The 21,962-nt window shown below is 69.8% G+C and carries 17 protein-coding genes, 1 tRNA gene and 1 pseudogene; 16 read left to right on the top strand and 3 right to left on the bottom strand.

The annotated features are described in order from the left end of the window. Positions 1–126: 126 nt before the first annotated feature. The 10 genes from MEU52_RS03690 (at position 127) to MEU52_RS03735 (ending at position 11,498) form a co-directional block, all read left to right on the top strand. Positions 127–1,404, top strand: a complete 1,278-nt coding sequence (locus MEU52_RS03690; RefSeq protein WP_238120023.1) for an amidohydrolase/deacetylase family metallohydrolase — start codon at positions 127–129, stop codon at positions 1,402–1,404. Beyond that, complete coding sequence (locus tag MEU52_RS03695) at positions 1,401–2,261, top strand: alpha/beta hydrolase (RefSeq protein ID WP_238120013.1); 861 nt, start codon at positions 1,401–1,403, stop codon at positions 2,259–2,261. Before MEU52_RS03690 ends, MEU52_RS03695 begins: the two co-directional genes overlap by 4 nt. Beyond that, on the top strand, positions 2,258–4,630 hold the full coding sequence (locus MEU52_RS03700) for a xanthine dehydrogenase family protein molybdopterin-binding subunit (RefSeq protein ID WP_238120010.1): 2,373 nt from the start codon (positions 2,258–2,260) through the stop codon (positions 4,628–4,630). The genes MEU52_RS03695 and MEU52_RS03700 overlap by 4 nt, the downstream gene beginning before the upstream one ends. After that, on the top strand, positions 4,627–5,493 hold the full coding sequence (locus MEU52_RS03705) for an FAD binding domain-containing protein (protein WP_238120007.1): 867 nt from the start codon (positions 4,627–4,629) through the stop codon (positions 5,491–5,493). Before MEU52_RS03700 ends, MEU52_RS03705 begins: the two co-directional genes overlap by 4 nt. After that, complete coding sequence (locus MEU52_RS03710; RefSeq protein WP_238120005.1) at positions 5,490–6,683, top strand: xanthine dehydrogenase family Fe-S subunit; 1,194 nt, start codon at positions 5,490–5,492, stop codon at positions 6,681–6,683. Before MEU52_RS03705 ends, MEU52_RS03710 begins: the two co-directional genes overlap by 4 nt. Positions 6,684–6,750: 67 nt before the next feature. After that, positions 6,751–7,905 (top strand): ABC transporter substrate-binding protein, encoded by a 1,155-nt coding sequence (locus tag MEU52_RS03715; RefSeq protein WP_443265920.1) that lies wholly within the window; start codon positions 6,751–6,753, stop codon positions 7,903–7,905. Between the two features lie 192 nt (positions 7,906–8,097). Next, on the top strand, positions 8,098–8,970 hold the full coding sequence (locus MEU52_RS03720; protein WP_238120002.1) for a branched-chain amino acid ABC transporter permease: 873 nt from the start codon (positions 8,098–8,100) through the stop codon (positions 8,968–8,970). Then, positions 8,967–10,007 carry a branched-chain amino acid ABC transporter permease gene (locus MEU52_RS03725; protein ID WP_238119999.1) on the top strand — a complete coding sequence of 347 codons (1,041 nt, stop codon included), beginning with the start codon at positions 8,967–8,969 and terminating at the stop codon, positions 10,005–10,007. The genes MEU52_RS03720 and MEU52_RS03725 overlap by 4 nt, the downstream gene beginning before the upstream one ends. Next, entirely contained in the window at positions 10,004–10,801 is a 798-nt protein-coding gene (locus MEU52_RS03730; protein ID WP_238119996.1) for an ABC transporter ATP-binding protein, read from the top strand. Before MEU52_RS03725 ends, MEU52_RS03730 begins: the two co-directional genes overlap by 4 nt. Then, positions 10,794–11,498, top strand: a complete 705-nt coding sequence (locus MEU52_RS03735) for an ABC transporter ATP-binding protein (RefSeq protein ID WP_238119993.1) — start codon at positions 10,794–10,796, stop codon at positions 11,496–11,498. Before MEU52_RS03730 ends, MEU52_RS03735 begins: the two co-directional genes overlap by 8 nt. A gap of 100 nt (positions 11,499–11,598) precedes the next feature. Here MEU52_RS03735 and MEU52_RS03740 read toward each other — a convergent pair. Further along, positions 11,599–11,673 (bottom strand) — tRNA-Gly (locus MEU52_RS03740). Positions 11,674–11,867: 194 nt separating this feature from the next. Between MEU52_RS03740 and MEU52_RS03745 the strand changes: the two genes are divergently transcribed. The 5 genes from MEU52_RS03745 (at position 11,868) to MEU52_RS03765 (ending at position 18,817) form a co-directional block, all read left to right on the top strand. Continuing rightward, positions 11,868–12,764, top strand: a complete 897-nt coding sequence (locus MEU52_RS03745; protein ID WP_238119990.1) for a TIGR01459 family HAD-type hydrolase — start codon at positions 11,868–11,870, stop codon at positions 12,762–12,764. A 147-nt stretch (positions 12,765–12,911) separates the two neighbouring features. Beyond that, positions 12,912–13,862, top strand: coding sequence for a bifunctional riboflavin kinase/FAD synthetase (locus MEU52_RS03750; RefSeq protein ID WP_238119987.1), 951 nt, complete (start codon positions 12,912–12,914; stop codon positions 13,860–13,862). Positions 13,863–13,962: 100 nt separating this feature from the next. Continuing rightward, positions 13,963–15,192: an aminotransferase class I/II-fold pyridoxal phosphate-dependent enzyme gene (locus MEU52_RS03755; RefSeq protein WP_238119974.1), complete on the top strand. Its 1,230-nt coding sequence runs from the start codon at positions 13,963–13,965 to the stop codon at positions 15,190–15,192. 56 nt (positions 15,193–15,248) lie between these two features. Then, positions 15,249–17,699 carry a DNA translocase FtsK gene (locus MEU52_RS03760; RefSeq protein ID WP_443266056.1) on the top strand — a complete coding sequence of 817 codons (2,451 nt, stop codon included), beginning with the start codon at positions 15,249–15,251 and terminating at the stop codon, positions 17,697–17,699. A gap of 134 nt (positions 17,700–17,833) precedes the next feature. Continuing rightward, positions 17,834–18,817 (top strand): LolA family protein, encoded by a 984-nt coding sequence (locus MEU52_RS03765; RefSeq protein ID WP_238119963.1) that lies wholly within the window; start codon positions 17,834–17,836, stop codon positions 18,815–18,817. A gap of 7 nt (positions 18,818–18,824) precedes the next feature. On the opposite strand, the gene MEU52_RS03770 is transcribed toward MEU52_RS03765, so the two are convergent. Continuing rightward, positions 18,825–19,316, bottom strand: coding sequence for a J domain-containing protein (locus MEU52_RS03770; protein ID WP_238119961.1), 492 nt, complete (start codon positions 19,314–19,316; stop codon positions 18,825–18,827). 146 nt (positions 19,317–19,462) lie between these two features. Here MEU52_RS03770 and ybaK point away from each other — a divergent pair, with 146 nt between their 5' ends. Further along, complete coding sequence (gene ybaK, locus MEU52_RS03775; RefSeq protein WP_238119959.1) at positions 19,463–19,936, top strand: Cys-tRNA(Pro) deacylase; 474 nt, start codon at positions 19,463–19,465, stop codon at positions 19,934–19,936. A 434-nt stretch (positions 19,937–20,370) separates the two neighbouring features. Here ybaK and MEU52_RS03780 read toward each other — a convergent pair. Next, positions 20,371–21,906: pseudogene (locus MEU52_RS03780) on the bottom strand (helicase HerA domain-containing protein); the annotation flags it as partial. Positions 21,907–21,962: the final 56 nt, after the last annotated feature.

Genomic DNA, 21,962 nt, shown 5'->3' on the forward strand with positions numbered 1-21,962 from the left:
GGCCGGCGGCAGTCTTATATTGATCCAAATCAAATCTTGGCATGCAAGCTGCATAGTGGGATACGAAGCATGCTTCGCGTTTTTTGAGCGCAATCGGAGCTGCGCATTGTCTGTACGGAGACCGAGATGGCTGAACCCCTGGGCTACGATATCCTCCTGAAGGGTGGGCACGTGATCTGCCCCGCGTCGGGCCTCGACGGCACCTATGACGTGGCGGTGCGCGATGGCAATATCGCCGCTGTCGAGAAGGACATCTCGCCCGCCACCGCCACCGAGGTGATCAACGTCTCCGGCAAGCTGGTGCTGCCGGGCATGATCGACACCCATGGCCACTGCTACCAGTATGTCACCGGCCGGTTCGGCCTGAACCCGGACATGGTGGGCGTGCATTCGGGCGTCACCAGCGTGGTGGACCAGGGCGGCGCCTCGTGCATGACCTTCCCCGGCTTCCGCGAATTCATGGTGAAGCCCTCCAAGACCCGCGTCTATTCCTTCATGTCCGCCTATCTGGTGGGCGGCCTGGAAGGCCATTACTACCCGAATCTCTATAGCCCCGAATGCGTGGACGTGGACGCCACCGTGCGCGCCGCCATCGCCAACCGCGACCTGGTGCGCGGCATCAAGGGCCATGCGGAAATCGGCGGCTTCGCCCGCTGGGGCATCACCGTGATGGAGATGGCCGCCGAGATCGCCCGGCGCGCCGAGATCCCGCTCTATGTGCATTTCGGCGCCCTGTGGGGCCTGCCCGAGAGCGGCACCAACGGCGAGGACGCCGACACCATCCTCGACCGCGTCATCCCGCTGCTGAAGGAAGGCGACATTCTCGCCCATCCCTTCACCCGCAACCCCGGCGGCTTCGTGAACCGCGACGGCAAGGTGCATGACGTGATCCAGGCCGCCCTCGACCGGGGCCTGACCATCGACGTGGGCCATGGCAGCCACTTCTCCTACCGCATCGCCAGGAAGGCGGTGGCCGCCGGCGTCATCCCCACCACCCTGGGCGCCGACATGCACGGCTACAACACCTATGTGCCCGCCCCCGCCGGCACCCCGGCCGAGCACCCCGACGACGACAACCATCCGTTCAAGGGTCACGCCCGCTTCAGCCTCACCCAGGCCATGACCTCCATGATGGCGCTGGGCATTCCGCTGGAAAAGGTGGTGCCCATGGTCACCTCCAATCCCGCCGCCATGATGGGCCTTGCCGATCGCATCGGCGCCTTGAAGGTGGGCTATGTGGCCGACGTCTCGGTGCTCGACGACAACCGCGGCTCGTTCGTGCTGCGGGACAATGAGGACACCACGGTCGAGATCGACCGGCTGCTCACCCCCGCCTTCTGCCTCCGCGCGGGCGAGCGCTTCAATGCCGATGCGCCGATCCTGCCCGAAGTGGTGGCGGCGTGACCGCCCCGGGCGAGAAGACGGCGCCGCAAGAGGTCTGGGACACCCTGTCCCAGACCGAGCGGGATGCCGCCTACAACAACAACGCCGCCGTGCCGAACAGCGCGGCGTGGGTGGCCGCCCGCGACATCGCGGCGGCCGCCTTCCGCGCCGCCCACGGGGACCATCTGGATGTTCCCTATGGCCCCGGCGCGCGGCAGAAGCTCGACCTCTACCCCGGCGCCGATCCCCAGGCGCCCTGCCTCGTGTTCATCCACGGCGGCTATTGGCAGCGCAACACCCGCGAGACCTTCGCCCATTATGCCGAGGGCCTGCTCGCCCAGGGCTGGTCGGTGGCCCTCGTCGGCTACACCCTGGCCCCCGAAGCGCGGATCGGCGCCATCGTCGATGAGATCGGCCTTGCCCTCGACACCCTCGCCAAGGATGGCCCGGCCCACGGCATCGCCGGCCCGCTGGTGATCTCCGGCTGGTCGGCCGGCGCGCAGCTGGCGGTGATGCAGCTCGATCATCCGGCGGTGACGGCGGGCCTCGCCATCTCCGGCGTCTATGAGCTCGGCCCCATCCGCGACACCTTCCTGAACGCGGCGCTGCAGCTCACCGACACCGAGATCGCCACCTGCTCGCCGCTGCGCCACGTGCCCTCGCACAAGCCGCTGATCATCGCCTATGGCACCCATGAGGTGCCGGCGCTGGTGCACGATTCCCGCGCCTTGTCCGGGCGCCGGGTGGCGGCCGGCGCGCCGGGCGCGCTCCTGCCCATCCTCGGCGCCGACCATTTCTCCATCCTCGACGAACTGCGCGCGCCGCAGGGCCAGTTGACCCGCGCCGTGTGCGACCTCATGGCGAAAGGTGCGGCATGAGCGGAGTTGAAACCGGCGCAATCGGCATCCAGGGCGAGGGCGTCGGCGCGCGCCTGCCCCGCAAGGAAGACGACCGGCTGATGCGCGGCCGGGGCCAGTATATCGCCGACATCCGCCTGCCCGGCATGCTGGACGTGGCGTTTGTGCGCAGCCCCCTGGCCCATGCCCGCATTCGCGGCATCCACGTGCCCGCCGACATTCGTGACAAGGTGTTTCTGGCTGCCGATCTCGACGGCGTCTCTCCCATCCGCGCCGTCTCCGGCCTGCCCGGCTTCAAGGTGTCGGAACAGCCGGTGCTCGCCTTTGAGAAGGTGCGGCAGGTGGGCGAGCTCATCGCCATGTGCGTCGCCCCCACCCGCGCCGAGGCGGAAGACATCGCCGCCCGCGTGGAGCTGGATCTGGAAGAGCTGCCCGCCCTTTATGACATGCTGGAGGCGCGCAAGCCCGGCGCAGCCCTGGTGCACGAGCACTGGGGCGACAACATCTATCTGGAATCGCAAGTAAATGTGGGGATCGAGGCGGCCTTCGACGCGCCGGTGAAGATCTCCCGCACCATCTCCACCGCCCGCCAGTGCATGGCCCCCATCGAGGGCCGCGGCACGGTGGTGCATCTCGACCACCGCATGGAACAACTGGTGGTCTACACCGCCAGCCAGATGCCGCACATCGTCCGCTCGGGCCTCTCCGAATGCCTGGGCCTGGAAGAGGGGCAGATCCGCATCATCTCCCCCGACGTGGGTGGCGGCTTCGGCTACAAGGCCATTTTGCTGGCGGAAGAGGTGTGCCTGGGCTGGCTCGCCCGCAAGCTCAGGCAGCCGGTGCGCTGGCTGGAGGATCGGCGCGAGCACCTCACCGCCAACGCCAATTGCCGTGAGCACCATTACGAGATCACCCTTTATGCCGATCGCGACGGCACCCTGCGCGGGGTCGATTGCGAGGCGACGGTGGATAGCGGCGCCTATTCGGCTTACCCCTTCTCCGCCTGCCTGGAAGCGGCGCAGGTGGCGAGCATCCTGCCCGGCCCCTACGACTTTCCCGCCTATCGCTGCCGCACCTGGTCGGTGGCCACCAACAAGTGCCCGATCCTGCCCTATCGCGGCGTGGCCCGCACCGGCGTGTGCTTCGCCCTGGAAGTGGCGCTGGACTGCCTCGCCGCCGAGCTCAACCTTCCGCCCGAGGTGGTGCGCCTGAAGAATCTGGTGCGCCCCGAGCAGATGCCGTTCGACAACATCACCAAGAAGCATTTCGACGGCGGCGATTATCCCGAGGCGCTGAAGCGCGCCCTCGAGGCCATCGAGCCGGAGAAGGTGCGCGCCCGCAAGGCCGCCGGCCCGCCGGACGGGCGGCGCCTCGGCTTCGGCCTCTCCATCTATTGCGAGCAGGGCGCCCACGGCACCTCGGTCTATTCCGGCTGGGGCATTCCCATGGTGCCCGGCCACGAACAGGCCGGCGCCCGCCTCACTCCCGACGGCGGCCTGGAGCTGCGGGTGGGCGTGCACTCCCACGGCCAGAGTCTCGAAACCACTTTGGCCCAGGTGGCCTATGAGGTGCTGGGCATTCCGGTGGCCCGCACCCGCCTCGTCTATGGCGACACCGCTATGACCCCCTATTCCACCGGCAGCTGGGGCTCGCGGGTGATGGTGATGGCCGGCGGCGCCGTCGCCACCGCCTGCACCGAGCTTTCGGAGCGCATCCGCCGCATCGGCGCGCACATGCTGCAGGCCGATCCCGGCGACGTGCGCTTCGAGCATGGCCGCGTGGTGGGCCCCTCCGGCGACATCGGCATCGATGAGATCGCCCGCACCTGGTATCGCCGCCCGCAGGACCTGCCCGCCAATGTGGACGGTGGCGGCCTGGAGGTCACCGCCGGCTACAAGCCGGTGCGCGACACCGGCACCTTCAGCTACGCCGCCCATGCGGTGGTGGTGGCCGTCGACCCCGAGGTGGGGGACGTGGAGCTGCTGGATTACGTCATCGTCGAGGATGGCGGCGTGCTGGTGAACCCCATGGTGGTGGATGGCCAGATCATCGGCGGCCTCGCCCAGGGCATCGGCACCGCGCTCTATGAGGAGATGCCGTTCGACCGCTCCGGCCAGCCGCTCGCCTCCACTCTGGCGGACTATCTGCTGCCCGGTGCGCCGGAGGTTCCGGCCCCCTTCATCGGCCATATGGAAACCCCCTCGCCCTATACCCGCTTCGGCGTGAAGGGCATCGGCGAAGGCGGCGCCATTGCCCCGCCCGCCGCCATCGCCAACGCCGTCAACGACGCGCTACGGCCGCTGGGCGTGGAAATGCTGCGCTCGCCCATCACCCCGCGCCGCATCGTCGAAAAGGTGCTCGACGCCCGCGCGACGAGGAGGGTGGCATGAAGCCCGCACCGTTCCGTATCGTCCGCCCCCACGACATCGCCAGCGCCGTGGCGCAGCTGCGCCAGTTGGGCGATGGCGCCAAGGTGATGGCCGGCGGCCAGTCCCTCGGCCCCATGCTCAACCTGCGCCTCGCCACCCCCGACGTGGTGGTGGACATTTCCGGCATCGCCGCGCTGAAGAGCGTGCGCGAGGAGCCGGGCCATGTGGTCTATGGCGCCCTCGTCACCCATGCCGACGTGGAAGACGGCCGCGTGCCCGACGTGGGCGAACATGTGCTGCGCCGGGTGGCCGCCGGCATCGCCTATCGGGCGGTGCGCAATCGCGGCACCATGGGCGGCAGCCTCTCCCACGCCGACCCGGCCGCCGACTGGGTGAACGCCCTGTCCGCCCTCGATGCGGCGGTGGAGATCGAAGGTCCCGCCGGCCGGCGCACCCTCGCTCTGTCGGCCTTCCTCACCGGTGCCCTCAGCACTGCCCTTGGCGAGGGTGAATTCGTGGTGGCGGTGCGGGTGCCGAAGCTACCCGCCTCAGCCCGCTTCGGCTATGCCAAGCACTGCCGCAAGGTGGGCGAGTTCGCCCATGCGGTGGGCGCGCTCGTGGTGGATCCCACCGCCGGCACCGCCCGCGCCCTGATGGGCGCCATCGACGCCCCGCCTTTGGTGCTGGCCGACGCCCGCATCCTGTTCGGCGGCGCCATCGATGGCGATTTCGCCGCCCGTTTCGATGCCGAGGCCGCCGGCGCCGCCCTTGCCGCCGCCGGCCTCGCCGATGCGGTCGACCGCCACATCCATGTGGAAGTGCTGCGCCGGGCGGTCCGCCAGGCCGCCGGCCTGTTTTCTCCCGAAACCCGGAGCGCCGCATGAACGCGCCCGTCACAACGGCGAACCCCACCGAGACCGTGCGCCTCACCCTCAATGGCCGGCCCGTCGCCGCCGAGGTGGAGGCCCGCACCAATCTCGTGGATTTCGTCCGCGACACGCTGGACGTCACCGGCACCCACATCGGCTGCGAGCATGGCGTGTGCGGCGCCTGCACGGTGCTGGTGGATGGGGAGCCGGCCCGCTCCTGCCTCACTTTCGCCAGCGCCTGCTCCGGCGCCTCGGTGACCACCATCGAGGGGCTCGACGACGACGCCATCGCCGCCGAGCTGCGCGCCGCCTTCAATCGCGAGCATGCCTTGCAGTGCGGCTTCTGCACCCCCGGCATGCTGGTGTCGTCGCGCGATCTGGTGCTGCGCCTGCCGGAGCCGGATGAGCACCGCATCCGCATGGGCCTTGCCGGCAACCTGTGCCGCTGTACGGGCTATGCGGGCATCGTCAAGGCGGTGGCTTCGGTGATCGCCGATCGCCGCGCCCGTGGCATCGGCCCGCGCACCGCCGAGCGGCCGCTGGGCCCGGTGGGCGCGCACGCTGGCACTGACACCATTGTGGCACCGCTCGCCACGGCGGACGCCGCCCGCCCGGCGGCCCTGCCCACCATGCTGGCGGAGGACTTCACCCCGGCCCACAGCTTCGACCAGAGCTTCGATCTGCCATTCCCGCCGGACCAGGTGTTCGCGGTGTTCGGCGCCATCCGCGAGGTGGCGGCCTGCCTGCCCGGCGCGGTGGTGGAGGCGATGCCGGCGCCGGACCGGGTGGAGGGCGGCATGCGCCTCAAGCTCGGCCCCATCGCCACCACCTTCCGCGGCACCGCCCGCATCAGCCGCGACGCGGAAACCCGCAGCGGCGTCATCCTCGGCGCCGGCGGCGATGGCCGCTCCAGCACCCAGGGCGAGATCCGCTATCGGGTCACCGAGGGTGCCGCCCCCGGCACCAGCCGGGTGGCGCTCACCGTGGGCTACACGCTGAAGGGGCCGCTTGCCCAATTCAGCCGCCCCGGCCTGGTGCGCGAGGTGGCGGGCCGGCTGATCGCCGATTTCTCCGCCAACCTCGACGCCCACCTCAAGGGCGCCCCGGCGCCCGCTGCCGCCAGCGGCGGCGTCAACCCCATCCGGCTCGTGCTCTCCCTCATCGGCGCCCGTCTCAGGGCGCTGCTGGGGCGGGCCGAGCCCTGATCTCAAGACCCTGAGTGCCCCGAAAAACCAACCGAACCAGAGTGCCCTGAAGGAACTGGAGACCAAAATGCAGCTGACCCGCCGGACCACCCTCGCCGCCATGGCGCTGGCCCTCATGTCGAGCACCGCGTTTGCGCAGGACACCATCAAGATCGGCATCAACCAGCCGCTCACCGGCCCGTTCGCCGCTTCCGGCACCTATGTGACCAACGGCGCCAAGATCGCCGCCGACGAGATCAACGCCAAGGGCGGCGTGCTCGGCAAGAAGATCGAGCTGGTGGTCGAGGACAACAAGAGCAACCCCACCGAGGCCGCCGCCGTCACCGAGAAGCTGATCACCTCCGACAAGGTGCCGGTGCTGCTGGGCGCCTGGGGCTCCAGCCTGACCCTCGCCGCCATGCCGAAGCTGGAGGAATACTCCGTGCCGATGCTGGTGGAGACCTCCTCCTCGGGCAAGATCACCAAGTCCGGCAACCCTTACGTCTTCCGCATCTCCCCGCCGTCCTCGGTGGAAGCCCAGGCGTTCGAGCCCATCGCCAAGAAGCTTGGTATCAAGAAGGCCGATTTCCTGGTCATCAACAATGACTGGGGCCGCGGCGCCGCCGTCGAATTCTCCAAGGTGCTGAAGGATAACGGCATCGAGGTGGGCCTGGTGGAGACCATGGACCAGTCCTCCCAGGACATGACCGCCCAGCTCGCCAAGCTGAAGGCCTCCGACGCCGACACCCTGATGATCACCGCGGCGGTGGACCAGCTGACCCTGCTGTTCAAGCAGATGGCCGCGCTCGGCATCAAGAAGAAGGTCATCACCACCGGTGGTTCGCAGAACCCCGACCAGCTGGTGGCCCAGGCCGGCTCCACCGCCAACGGCACCCTGCACCTGGTGGCGTTCGCCCCCTGGTGGCCGGAGAAGAGCCCGAACCCTGAGGAGGCCAACGCCTTCATCACCGAGTGGAAGAAGCGCGGCTACGACTTCGCCGGCACCACCGAGAGCTTCCGCGGCTATGACGGCATCCGCACCATCGCGGCCGCCATCGAGGCCGGCGGCGCCGCCGACCCGGCCTCCATCCAGAAGGGCTTCTGGAAGGTGAACATCGTCGGCCTCAACGGCCCGATCAAGTTCGAGAAGGAAGGCCCGGCCGGCAAGGAAAGCGGCCAGAGCAAGCCGGAGGTGTATCTGATCGAGATCGCCGACGGAAAGATCAAGCCCGCCAACCCCTGAGCGGCGCGCAGCAACGGGTGTGGATGAGGGACGCACAGCCCCTCCTCCCATGGCTGCGGCGGGACTGCCCCCGCCGCGGCCGCCCGGCCCCCTCGCGGGACCTCCGGACCACCGCCCGCCGGAGCCTCCCGACCCGGCGCGCCCCTCGCGGGCCGCGCCCTTGCCCCGAATGCGACCCAACGGACAGGCCAGATGGACCAACTCCTGCAACACGTCGTCAACGCGCTGGTGCTCGGCGGCACCTATGCGCTCCTGGGCATCGGCCTCACCCTGATCTTCGGCATCATGAACGTGGTGAACTTCACCCACGGCGCGCTCTACACCTTCGGCGCCTATGCCATGTATCTGGCGGCCGTCGCCCTCGGCCTCAATTTCTTCGTGGCCCTGCCGGTGGCCCTGGTGGCGGGCCTCGCGCTCGGCGCCCTGCTCGAATTCGTCCTGCTGCGGCCGCTGCGCCGCTCCGACATCGACACCACCATGCTGGTGATGATCGGCGCCGGCATTATCCTGCAGTCGGGCACCTTGTGGATTTTCGGCGGCGTCGCCAAGGCGGTGCCCACCCCGTTCCCGGCCGAACCGCTGGTGATCGGGCCGGTGTCGGTGTCCTATGTGCGGCTGTTCGTGCTGGCGGCGGCACTGGCGCTGATCGCGCTCACCTACGTCACCATCAACGGCACCAAGCTCGGCCGCGCCATGCGCGCCACCTTCCAGGACCACGACACCGCCGCCCTCATGGGCGTCAACGTCTCACTCATCTACACCGCCACCTTCGCCATCGGCTCGGCGCTGGCCTCGGCGGCGGGGGCGCTGCTCGGCCCGGTCTATGTGGTGTTCCCGCAGATGGGTGACCTTGCCGCGGTGAAGGCGTTCGCCATCGTCATCCTGGGCGGGCTCGGCTCCATCTCCGGTGCCACCATCGGCGGCTTCATCCTGGCATTCGCGGAAGAGCTGGGGGCGGGCTACATCTCGTCCGGCTACCGCGATGCCATGGGCTTTCTCATCATTATCGCGGTGCTGCTGGTGAAGCCGACCGGCCTGTTCGCCCGCGCGGAGCGCATCGGATGACACGGCTTATCGCGCCCTTGTTCCTGGTGGTCTTCGCCCTGGTGCCCCTGTGGCTGAACGACCCCTATCTCATGAACGCCCTCATCATCACGGGCATCTTCACCATCTGCGCCATGAGCCTGAACCTGCTGCTCGGCTATACCGGCCAGCTCAGCCTCGGCCATGTGGCCTTCTTCGGCATCGGCGCCTATGTGAGCGCGCTGACGGCGCTCGGCTTCGACGTGAGCCTGCCGTTCGGCCTCCGCATCACCCATGAAGGGGGCTCGCCGCTGCTGGGCTTCGTGCTCGCCATCCTCATCACCGGCGTCACCGGCTATCTCATCGGCCGGCTGTCGTTCCGGGTGCGCGGCGCCTATTTCGTCATCGTCACCATCTCGTTCGCCGAAGTGGTGCGGCTCGTCGCCCTGAATTGGGTGGAGCTGACCCAGGGGCCCCTCGCCCTCACCTCCATTCCCAACATGACGCTGCCCCTGCCGGGCCTCGGCGACCTCACCCTGCGCACCAAGATGCAGAATTACTATCTGGTGCTGGGGGTGGCGGTGCTGAGCTATCTGGTGGTGGCCCGCCTCGTCGCCTCGCGCTTCGGCCGCGCCATGCGGGGCCTCAAGGAGAACGAGTCCCTCGCCCTGTCGCTGGGCGTCAACGCCACCCGCACCCTCACCATCGCCGCCACCGTCTCGGCGGCCATGGCGGGCGCGGCGGGCAGCCTCTACGCCCATTACATCCGCATCATCGATCCGGACGTGTTCCTGTTCTCCTACACCGTCACCATGGTCATCATGGTGGTGGCGGGCGGCAAGGGCAGCCTTGCCGGTCCGCTGGTGGGCGGCCTCATCTTCGGGCTCCTGCCCGTCGCTTTGCGGCCGGTGATGGCGCCGGAGGCGCAGTGGATCGTCTATGGCGGCATCCTCATCGCTATCCTGTTCGTGATGCCCAACGGCATCGTGCCGGCGCTCGCCAACCTCACGGCGCGCCGCCGGCCGGCATCCCTCACCAAGACGCCCGAAACCCCGGCGGAAGCGGGAGCCCAATCATGAGCGCCATTTTGAGCGTGGAGCACGTGGGCATGCGGTTCGGCGGGCTCACCGCCATCGCCGACCTGCATTTCGACGTGAAACCGGGCGAGATCCTGAGCCTGATCGGCCCCAACGGCGCCGGCAAGACCACCGCCTTCAACATCATGACCGGCTTCCTGAAGCCCACCACCGGCCGGGTGCTGTTCGAGGGCCGCGATCTCGCCAAGACCAAGCCCAACGAGATCGCACGGCTGGGCCTCGCCCGCACCTTCCAGCGCACCAGCGTGTTCGCCAACGACACGGTGCTCGACAATGTGCTGATCGGCCTTCAGCGTTTTGGCGAGCCGAGCCTGCTGGAGCGGCTGCTGCCCACCCCGCGCGCCCTGGCGCTGGAGAAAGAGACCCGCGCCCGGGCCGAGGCGATCATCGACATGGTGGGCCTCAGCGCCCGCGCCCATGAGAAGGCCGGTTCCCTCTCCTATGGCGAGCAGCGGCTGGTGGGCTTCGCTTTGGCGCTCGCCATCGAGCCGCGCATGCTGCTGCTCGACGAGCCGGTGTCCGGCATGAACGCCTCGGAAACCCAGAGCTTCGTCGGTCTGGTGCGCAAGGTGCGCGACGCGGGCGTCACCATCCTCCTGGTGGAACACGACATGCCCATGGTGATGGAGGTTTCAGACCGCATCGTCTGCCTCAACTATGGCCGGCTGATCGCCGAAGGCACCCCGGCCGAGATCCGCAACGATGCGGCGGTGATCGAGGCCTATCTCGGCAAGAGCGCCGCCAAGCTGGATCTGAAGGAGGCCGCCAATGCTTGAGATTTCCGATCTCGTGTGCGGCTATGGCCAGGTGGCGGCGCTGAAGGGCATCTCGCTCTCGGTGGGCCAGGGGCAATTGGTGGCCCTGGTGGGCGCCAACGGCGCCGGCAAGTCCACCACCCTGCGCACCATCTCGGGCCTCGTCCCCGCCCGCTCCGGCGCCATTCGCCTCGAAGGCGAGGACGTGACCGGGGCCGGCCCCCAGCGCATGCTGCGGCTCGGCGTCTCCCATTGCCCGGAAGGCCGGCGGGTGTTCCCGCACATGAGCGTGGCCGACAACCTCGCCATGGGCGCCTATCTGCGCCCCAATGATGCGGAGATGCGCGCCGACCTGGAACGCATCTACGGCCAGTTCCCGCGCCTTGCGGAGCGGCGGGCGCAGATGGCCGGCACCCTCTCCGGCGGCGAGCAGCAGATGCTGGCCATCGGCCGGGCGCTCATGTGCCGGCCGCGCCTCGTCCTGTTCGACGAGCCCTCCCTGGGCCTGGCCCCCAACATCGTCGAGCAGATGTTCGCCATCATCGGCGCCATCCGCGATGCCGGCACCACGGTTCTCCTGGTGGAGCAGAACGCCTTCGCGGCGCTGGAACTGTGCGACTACGCCTATCTTCTGGAAGCGGGGCGCATCGTCATGTCCGGCACCGGCGCCGAATTGATCGACGACCCCCACATCCGCGCCGCCTATCTCGGCGGCTGACCGCCCAAAGCCGCCCTCCGGGGCGGCTTTTTCACGCCAGGCGCAGGTGAGCCCACGGCCGGCGCCATGCGGTGCGAGATCGGTGATGTGAGGGGAGCGTTGGAGCGGGCGATGGGAATCGAACCCACGACATACAGCTTGGGAAGCTGTCGTTCTACCACTGAACTACGCCCGCACGTGGCGGCACCATAGACAAGGCGCCGCCTCCTCAGCAAGGGGGAAACGCCGACTTACCCACCGCCGCGCCATCCCATTCTGGCGGAAAGCCCCCGGCCACCGCCGGCCGCGCCCCTCCCCGATGCGCGCTCCGCTCTTGTGGTTCGCGGCCCCCCGTGGCACCTGTGCGCCGCAACACAAGGAGAGGACCCGATGGCTGACGGACCCCGGACCACGACCCAGGTGGGCGCGCCCCCCCTCATCTCCGGCCTGTCCGCCATCATCGGCGACTATGACCTCATCCTGTGCGACGTCTGGGGCGTGATCCATAACGGCGTTGCCGCCTTCCCCGCCGCCTGCGCCGCGCTCACCCAGGCACGCGAGGGCGGCCGCACCGTGGTCCTCGTCTCCAACGCGCCGCGGCCCAACAGCGCCATCGTCACCATGCTGGACGGGCTCGGCGCGCCGCGCAGCGCTTATGACGCCATCGTCACCTCCGGCGATGTCACCCGCGCCCAGCTCGCCGCCCACCCGGGCGCGCGGGTGTTCCACCTCGGCCCGGACCGGGACCTGTCCACCTATGACGGGCTCGACCTCACCCTGAGCCCGGCCGAGGCGGCAGACCTCGTGGTCTGCACCGGCCTGTTCGACGACAATGTGGAAACCCCGGCCGACTACGCCGACATGCTCGCGGCCATGAAGGCCCGCGACCTGCCCTTCATCTGCGCCAATCCCGATCTGGTGGTGGAGCGCGGCGACCGGCTGGTCTATTGCGCCGGCGCCATCGCCGAAGCCTATGAGGCGCTGGGCGGCCGCACCACCTATTGCGGCAAGCCGCACCGGCCCATCTATGACACCGCCCTGGCCGTCGCTACCGCCCTGCGTGGCGGACCGGTCGCCTCGGCGCGGGTGCTGGGCATCGGCGATGCCCTGCGCACCGACATCGCCGGCGCCAACGGGGCCGGCTTCGACAGCCTGTTCATCGCCGGGGGCATCCACGCCCAGGAGCTCAAGGCCCATGACGGCGCGGTGCCCGACAGCGCCTCTCTGGCCGCCCTGTTCTCCGGCCACGCCCACCCGCGCGGGGTGATGCCGCGCCTTGCATGGTGACGCCCGCGACCGCGCCGGGCGCCCCACCCCCGTGAAGGGCCCGACTTGACGCAGCCGGCGGGCAGCGCCTAGAGCCTCTGGCAACCGGGGCGCGCCCCCACGAGGCCGCCGCCCCTTTCGTTTTCCAAGGCAGGTTCAAAGCCGCCGATGTCCGCCACCCCCGCCTCCCCCTTCGTGATCCTGCGCGGATCGGATCCGCTGCCGGCGGCGCTGGCCCGGCCGGTGCTCGCCATCGGCAATTTCGATGGGGTCCATCGCGGCCATCAGGCGGTGTTCGCGACCGCCCGGAACATGGCGGCGGCGGCAGGTGTGCCCGCCCTCGCCCTCACCTTCGAGCCCCATCCGCGCACCTTCTTCAACCCGCAGAGCGCCCCTTTCCGCCTGACGCCGGAGGCGAGCAAGCTGGAGCAGGTCGCCGCCAGCGGCCTTGCCGGCGCCATCGTGCTGCCGTTCGATGCGAGCCTCGCCACCATGGAGCCGGAAGCCTTCGTGCGCGACATCCTGGTGAAGCGCTATGGGGTGAGCGGGGTGGCGGTGGGCTTCGATTTCCATTTCGGCCGCGCCCGCGCCGGCTCGCCCGCCTTCCTGGAAGGCGCCGGCCGCCGCCATGGCTTCGCCGTCCAGGTGGTGGATCCGCTGCGCGACGAGGATGATCCCATCTCCTCCACCGCCATCCGCAAGGCGCTGGCCTCGGGCCAGGTGGGCCATGCCGCCCACATGCTCGGCCGGCCCTTCTTCCTGTCGGCGGAGGTGCGGCACGGCGACAAGCGCGGCCGCACCATCGGCTTTCCCACCGCCAATCTGGTGGTGCCCGGCGGCATCGAGCTCGCCTTCGGCATCTATGCGGTGCGGGTCGTCACCGCCAGGGGACGGTTCGACGGGGTGGCCAATTACGGCCGCCGCCCCACCTTCGACAATGGCGCGCCCTTGCTCGAAGTGCACATCTTCGATTTCGAGGGCGACCTCTACGGCCAGACCATCGGCGTCGAGTTCCACGCCTATCTGCGGCCGGAGCTGAAATTCTCCGGCATCGACGCGCTGGTGGCGCAGATCGCCGACGACGCCCGCCGCGCCCGGGCGGTGCTGGCGGAAACGTGAATTCTCCTAACAGCAGGCCTTGCCGGTTAGCCGCCCCTTAACCCTAAAGGGGGCACACTCGCACCGATTGACAGATATCGTGTGTCGAGGCCGTCCCATCTTGCCCGCCCCCGTTGCCGCGCCGGCGCCCGTCGAGGATCGCCGCTCTCCCTTCATCCGCCTCGCGGAGCTCATCGCCGGCGTGGAGCCCGGCCGCCCGGCGCTCAGCGCCGCCGTGGGCGAGCCGCAGCATGCCATGCCCGATTTCGTCGGCCCGGTGCTGCAGGAGGCCCTGCCCGGCTTCGGCCGCTACCCGCGCGCCGAGGGCACCCCCACCTTCCGCGCCGCCGCCGCCCGCTGGCTGGACCAGCGCTACAGCCTCGCCCGCCCGGTGGATGCTGACCGCGAGGTGCTGGCCCTCAACGGCTCCCGCGAAGGCCTATTCTCCGCCGCGATCGTCGCCCGCCGGCTGGTGGCCCCGCGCACCCTCGGCAAGGCCGAGCGGCCGGCCATGCTGCTGCCGAACCCGTTCTACGCCGCTTATGCGGCCGGAGCCGAAGCCGCGGGCTGCGAAGCCGTGATCGTGCCCACCCGCAAGGACAGCAACTGGCTGCCGGACCTCGACGCCCTCGATCCGGCTCTGCTCGCCCGCACGGTGGCCCTCTACATCGCCTCCCCCGCCAATCCGCAGGGCGCCATCGCCTCCGCCGATTACCTCGGCCGGGCGCTGGAGCTCGCCCGCCGGCACGGGGCCTATCTGTTCTCCGACGAATGCTATTCGGAGATCTATCTGGGCGCACAAAAGCCGCCGGGCATCCTGGAAGTGGCGGGCGCCGACCTCAGCCATGCGCTGGCGTTCAACTCCTTGTCCAAGCGCTCGTCCTTGCCCGGCCTGCGCTGCGGCTTCGTGGCCGGTGATCCGGCCTTCCTGAAGGAATTTCTGGCCTTCCGCTGGGTGGCCGCACCCCAGGTGCCCGAGCCCCTGCAGGCGGTGGCGGTGGCGGCGCTGGGCGATGAGGCCCATGTCACCGCCTCGCGCGATCTCTACCGCGCCAAGTTCGACATGGCCGATGAGATGATCGGCGCCCGCTTCGGCTATGAGCGGCCCGGCGGCGGCTTCTTCCTGTGGCTCGACGTCTCGCACCTGGCGGGTGGCGGCCTCACCGGCGGTGAGGCGGCGGCGCTGAAGCTGTGGCGCGAGCAGGGCCTGCGCACCGTGCCCGGCGGCTATCTGGCGCGCCGCGACATCGGCGGCACCAACCCGTGCGAGAACTGGCTGCGGGTGGCCCTGGTGCACGATCTTCCCACCTCCAAGGAGGTGCTCACGCGCCTCGTCACCGGTCTGGCCTGAAGGAGAGCTGCGTCATGCCCGCGACCTCCACTGCGCGCCGCTCCGCCGACGCGGTCATGCACACCCGCATGCACCCGCAGGCGCCGCGCTTCGATTTCATTCCCGAGGCGGTCCGCCAGGGGGTGAAGCGCCGCAGCCGTGAGATCGTCGGCATCGGCTTGATGGCCGCGGGGGTGGTGGCGACGACGGCGCTCGTCACCTGGTCGGCCGCCGATCCGAGCTTTTCCAACGCCACGGATTCGCAGGTGCACAACCTGCTGGGACGGCCCGGCGCCGTGCTGGCCGATCTGCTCATGCAGGTGGTGGGGCTGGCGAGCCTGGCGGTGGTGCTGCCGCTGCTGGTATGGGGCTGGCGCCTGCTCACCCATCGCCCGTTCGGCCGGCCGAAGCTGCGCCTCACCGCCTGGGCGGTGGGCGTGGTGGGGGCCTGCGCGGCGCTCAGCGCCCTGCCCCGGCTCGGCACCTGGCCCACCACCACCGGCCTCGGCGGGGTGATGGGCGACCTGTTCCTGCGCATCGCCGATCTGGTCGGCCTCGGTGCCGCCGCCCCCCTCGACCGCCTGGTGGTGGGCGGCAGCGGCGCGGTGGTGGCGGCGATGGGCCTCTTCCTCGCCTTCGCCGGCGGGCGCCGCACGCCGCTGCGGCCGCTGACCGCCGCCGATGACGATGACGATGCGGACGTGGATGACGACGAGGACGATGATGGCACCGCGGTGTCCCTCGGCGCCCTCACCCACACCCTGCTCTCCCTCAAGGCCCGGGTGCTCGGCGGGCGTCACCTGCCCCCGCTCAAGGCGCCGGGCCGGGGCGCCTTCGCGCGGGATGCCGACGATCTCACCGGACGTGGCCTGAACGGACGTGTGGAGCCGCGGCTGGGTGGCGCCGGGCCGCATCTGACTGCCGAACAGGTGGAAGCGGAAGAGAATGCCGAACTGGTGGCGGAGAGCACCGCCTCGCCCCGCCGCCGCGGCAACCGGCGGCCGGCCGGCCGCAAGGGCCATTACCAGTTCCCCGCCCTGGATCTGCTGAGTGCGCCGGCGGCCAAGAAGGCCCCGGCCATGAGCCCGGACGCGCTCAAGGAGAACGCGGCGCTGCTGGAATCCACCCTGCAGGATTTCGGCGTGCGCGGCGAAATCATCGAAGTCAAGCCCGGCCCGGTGGTGACCCTTTATGAGCTGGAGCCGGCCCCCGGCATCAAATCGTCCCGCGTCATCGGCCTTGCCGACGACATCGCCCGCTCCATGAGCGCGGTGTCGGCCCGCGTGGCGGTGGTGCCCGGACGCAACGCCATCGGCATCGAGCTGCCCAACGCCAGCCGCGACAAGGTGCTGCTGCGCGATCTTCTGGCCACCAAGGATTTCGGCGACAGCGGCCACAAGCTGGCCATCGCGCTGGGCAAGACCATTGGCGGCGATCCGGTGATCGTCGACCTCGCCCGCATGCCCCATCTGCTGGTCGCCGGCACCACCGGCTCCGGCAAGTCGGTGGCCATCAACACCATGATCCTCTCCCTGCTCTACCGGCTGAAGCCGGAGCAGTGCCGGCTGATCATGGTGGATCCGAAGATGCTGGAACTCTCCGTCTATGACGGCATCCCCCACCTGCTCTGCCCGGTGGTCACCGATCCCAAGAAGGCGGTGGTGGCCCTGAAATGGGCGGTGCGGGAGATGGAGGACCGCTACAAGAAGATGTCCAAGCTCGGCGTGCGCAACATCGACGGCTTCAACGCCCGGGTGCGCGACGCGGCCGAAAAGGGCGAGACCGTCGCCCGCACGGTGCAGACCGGCTTCGACCAGGAGACCGGCGAGGCCATCTACGAGCGCGAGGAGCTCAACCTCGAGGCGCTGCCCTATATCGTCGTCATCGTCGACGAGATGGCCGATCTGATGCTGGTGGCGGGCAAGGACATCGAAGGCGCCATCCAGCGCCTGGCCCAGATGGCCCGGGCCGCCGGCATCCACCTCGTCATGGCCACCCAGCGGCCGTCCGTGGATGTCATCACCGGCACCATCAAGGCCAATTTCCCCACCCGCATCTCGTTCCAGGTGACCTCCAAGATCGACAGCCGCACCATTCTCGGAGAGCAGGGCGCCGAGCAGCTGCTGGGCCAGGGCGACATGCTCTATATGGCCGGTGGCGGCCGCATCTCCCGCGTGCACGGGCCGTTCGTCTCCGACGATGAGGTGGAAGAGGTGGTCAAGCACCTCAAGGCCCAGGGCGTTCCGGCCTATGTGGATGCGGTGACCGCCGACGTGGACGAGGAAGACGAGGATGGCGCCGTGTTCGACAAAGGCGGCTTCGGCGAGGGCGGCGACCTTTATGCCCAGGCGGTGGCGGTGGTGATGCGGGATCGCAAATGCTCCACCTCCTACATTCAGCGCCGGCTGCAGGTGGGCTACAACAAGGCCGCCTCGCTGGTGGAGCGGATGGAGAACGAAGGTCTCGTCAGCGCCCCCAACCACGCGGGCAAGCGGGAGATCCTGCTGCCCGAGGAGGCCGCCGAATAGGCCCCGGCCACATGCGCGTGACCGGGCCGCCACACACCACAGGATCGCCATAGGGTGGCGTTAGAGAAGGGCATGCCGGTTCGCCCCCTCCCCCGATCGACGCCGCGCCACGCACTCGTGCCAGAGATTTCAAGATGATGCCGTACCGCTTCCGCGCGCCGCGCGCCTTGACCGGGGCACTGATCATCGCCCTGACGGCGGGTCTCGTCGCCCCCGCAGCGGCGGAGGATTTCCTCTCGGCCACCCTCAACAAGCTGTTCAACCAGCAGCAGCCGCAGGCGGCCGCACCAGCCCAAGGCGGCGAAGAGACCGGCACCGTGGCCACCGGCACCCTTTATGGCGCGCCGCCCTCCGCCGCCTCCGGGCCGGCCGGACCGCAAGGGGGCGCCCCGGTGGCGGGCAGTGCGCAAGTGACAAGCCCGCAGGTGGCGGCCCTCGGCGTAGTGCCGCTGCCGCCGCCGAAACCCCGCAACCTTCTCGGCCCTGGCGCCGCCAGCCCGGCGAGCGCCGCCGCGGCGCCGCGGCTGCAGCAGGTGGCCCAGCAGGGCGCGGCGGCCATGCCCGCGGCGGCGCCCGATGGCCGCGCCTCTCCGGCCATGGTTCAGCGCATCATGGACTATTACAATTCGGTGCAGTCCATGACCGGCACCTTCACCCAGATCGACCCGGACGGCTCCCGCCGCACCGGCGATTTCTACATGCAGAAGCCCGGCCGCGTGCGCTTCCAATATGACCCGCCGAGCCCGGTGGAGCTGATCGCCAACGGCCAGTCGGTGGCGGTGCGCGACCGCAAGCTCAACACCCAGGACATCACCCCGCTCGGCCAGACGCCCCTGCGCTTCCTGCTGGCGGAGCATGTGGACCTCGCCAACGATCCGCACGTGACCGGCATTTTCCAGGACGACCGCTTCGTCACCGTGACCATGCAGGAGCAGGTGCCCATGCTCGGCACCTACCGCCTGTTGATCCAGTTCGACACCAAGACGTCGGCGCTGAAGCAGTGGGTGGTGACCGATCCCCAGGGCTACGACACCCAGGTGACCCTGGCCAACGCCCAGGTGAACAAGCGCCCCGATCCCAGCCTGTTCGTGATCAATTTCGAGCGCATGCTGCAGTAGGCGTCGGTTACGAGAGCCGCGCCAGCAATTCCAGCAGCGCATCGCGCGCTTCGGCGATGCGGCGATAGAGGGTGTCGCTGCCGCCGGCGTCGGGATGGGCGGTCTTGGCCTTGCGGCGGAAGGCGGCGTTGATCTCGCTCACCTCCAGCACACCGGAAAGCGGCAGGTCGAGGGTTTCGCGATGGGCCCGATCCTCTTCGGGGTCGGCTTGCATCATCAAGGCGCGGCGGGCCTTCATCGCCTCGGCGCGCAGCTCCACCTGGTCTTCCTGCCAGCGCAGGCGGGACATGACGAGGCAGGCGCCGAAGGCGATCCGCCCCAAATTCTCCAGTTCCTCCATGCTGAACGGCCCGACGATGTCGTAGGGCGCGGCCAGGAAGCCATGGCGGCCCCCGTCGCGGTGCTCCACCCGGCCAATGGTCACCATGTCGAGGATGCCCATGGAGCCGTTCCAGATCACCCACTCGTCGATCTCTACCGTCGCTTCGAGATCCGCCATCCCTGCGCCCTTTTGCCGGAGCCGGCGCCATGCCTTGTCGCAAAAGGCACACGCCCGGCCGTTCCGGAAGGCGGCATGCAGGTTCGGCGCCATCTGGCGGCCCGGCGCCCCTTGTCGGTGCCCGGCGGGAGGCGTTAGGACAAGGCATGTCCAAAGCGACCCGCGCCACCAAGGCACTGGAGCAGGCGAAAATCGCCTTCACCGTGCACACCTATGATTACGACCCCGATGCCGACCGCATCGGCCTGCAGGCCGCCGAGGCCATCGGCGAGCCGCCCGAGAAGGTGCTGAAGACCCTGATGGTGCTGGTGGATGGCAAGCCCGGCTGCGTGGTGGTGCCGTCCGACCGGGAAGTGTCCATGAAGAAGCTGGCGGCGGCGTTCGGCGCCAAATCGGCGCAGATGATGAAGCCGGCCGACGCCGAGCGCATCTCCGGCTTCAAGGTGGGCGGCATCAGCCCGTTCGGCCAGTCCCGCCCGCCCCGGGTGGTGATGGAGGAGCAGGCCCTCGCCCATTCCCACGTCTTCCTCAATGGCGGCCAGCGCGGGCTGCAGGTGCGGCTCGATCCCCACGACGCGGCAAAGGCGCTGAACGCCATCGTCGCGTCCGTGGTGGCCTGAGGCCGCACCCCTCAGGTCAGAGAGGGCGCCACGGCGTTCGGCGGCATCGGCGCATTGTCCGTGCGCTCCGCCTCCGCCACCCCGTCGTCCGGCAGGGCGGTCTCAATAGCGGGCGAGAGGCTGTCCGTTTCTTCGTCCGGCGCCTCCAGCGCAGGATCAAGCGCCAACTGCAGTGTGTTGTGATCCGACTCGGGCGCAGCCTTGCCCGTTCCGGGAGCAGCGCCCTCCTCCGCGTCGGCCACCAGAGCAGAAGCAGCCTCACGAGCCGCCTCCGAGGACGCCTCCGCGCGTTCTCCTTGCTCGTGAAGGGCGGCCTCGGGCGCGCGGGCCTCGTGATCTCCGGCCTCTGGAGCCCCAATCTCCTGAGAGGGTGGTTCCGCGAACAGGCTCGGCTGGGCGGGTGCCGCCGGCTTCGGGCGGGCCGCAGAGGCGGCGGCGCCCGCCGGGGCGGCGGGATCGCCGGGCTCGGTCTCCCAGGCCAAGCCCGGGATGGCGACGATGCGCCGGCCGCGCGGATCGAGCCGGCAGACGATGACCTGGCGCTCTTCCATATAGGCCAGCAGCCGGCGGGCCCGGCCCGGCGAGCGGCTGCCATAGGCCCGCGCCACATCCGCATCGGACGGGCACGGCCGCTGATCGAAAGCCGCCCGGGCGAGGGAGAGGAACACCCCCTGCATGTCCTCCGGCAGCGCCGCGGCCATGCCGAGCACCTCGCCCCAGGGGGAATCCTCCGCCTCGGCCTCGGCAAGGTCGATGCCCGCATGGGCCACCGCCAGCCGGCGGCGGAAGGCCGACAGGCTCAGCGGCTCGCCGCCGAGCCGGCGGATGCGGCAGCGCACCAGGAAATCCTGGTAGAGCACGGGAATGGTGCGGAAGCCGGCGTCGCTCTCCGCCAGGATCTCGCGCAAAGCGCTGTCGATGGCCGCCTGGCGCTGCTCCGGCGTCAGGCTCGGCGGCGGCGGCACGCTCGGTGCGGGGGCGGCATGGGCCATTGCCGGCGCGGCCGGCAAGGCGGGCGGCGCGCCACGGGCGAGCTGGGCCAGCACATCGGCGGTGGGCGCCACTGCCGGCGGGCGGCGCGGCACCAGGAGCCGCGTCTCATCCTCACCGGGGGTGAAGATGAGGTCGTGGGCGTCCTCGGCGGCGGCGGGCTCCGGCAAAGGCAGTAGCTTGGGGCTGGTGGAGCGGGCCGAGGTTTCCACCGCGCCGATGCGCACCGGCAGCGGGCGCCGGGCCAGTGCCGGGCCGAGGGCGACGAAATTGCCGCTCTCCAGATCGCGGAACATTTCCGCCTGCCGCCGCTCCATGCCCAGAAGGTCGGCGGCGCGGGCCATGTCGATGTCGAGGAAGGTGCGGCCCATGAGGAAGTTGGAGGCTTCCGCCGCCACGTTCTTGGCGAGCTTGGCCAAGCGCTGGGTGGCGATGACCCCGGCAAGGCCCCGCTTGCGGCCCCGGCACATGAGGTTGGTCATGGCCCCGAGCGACACCTTGCGCGCCTCGTCCGACACCTCGCCGGCGGCCATGGGGGCGAACATCTGCGCCTCGTCCACCACCACCAGAAGCGGATACCACACCTCGCGATCGGCATCGAACAGGCCGCCGAGGAAGGCGGCGGCGGCGCGCATCTGGTGCTCGATGTCGAGCCCTTCGAGATTGAGCACCACGGACACCCGGTGCTGCCGCACCCGGGCGGCGATGCGCTGCAGGTCCGCCTCGCCCCGCTCCGCATCCACCACCACATGGCCGAAGCGCTCGGCCAGGGTGACGAAATCCCCTTCCGGATCGATCACCGCCTGCTGCACCCAGGGCGCGCTCTGCTCCAAAAGGCGCCGCAGCAGATGGGATTTGCCCGAGCCGGAATTGCCCTGCACCAGCAGGCGGGTGGCGAGCAATTCCTCCAGATCCAGCACGGCCGTCCCGCCACCACTGCGGATGCCGAGATCAATGGACACCTTGGCGGACGTCGTCATCGCGGCGCCCACCCTATACGGAGAGGGCGGAAGGTCATGGGCGGACTCATATCGAT

This window comes from Xanthobacter sp. NM-25, from assembly GCF_022138605.1.
Lineage (GTDB): Bacteria > Pseudomonadota > Alphaproteobacteria > Rhizobiales > Xanthobacteraceae > Xanthobacter.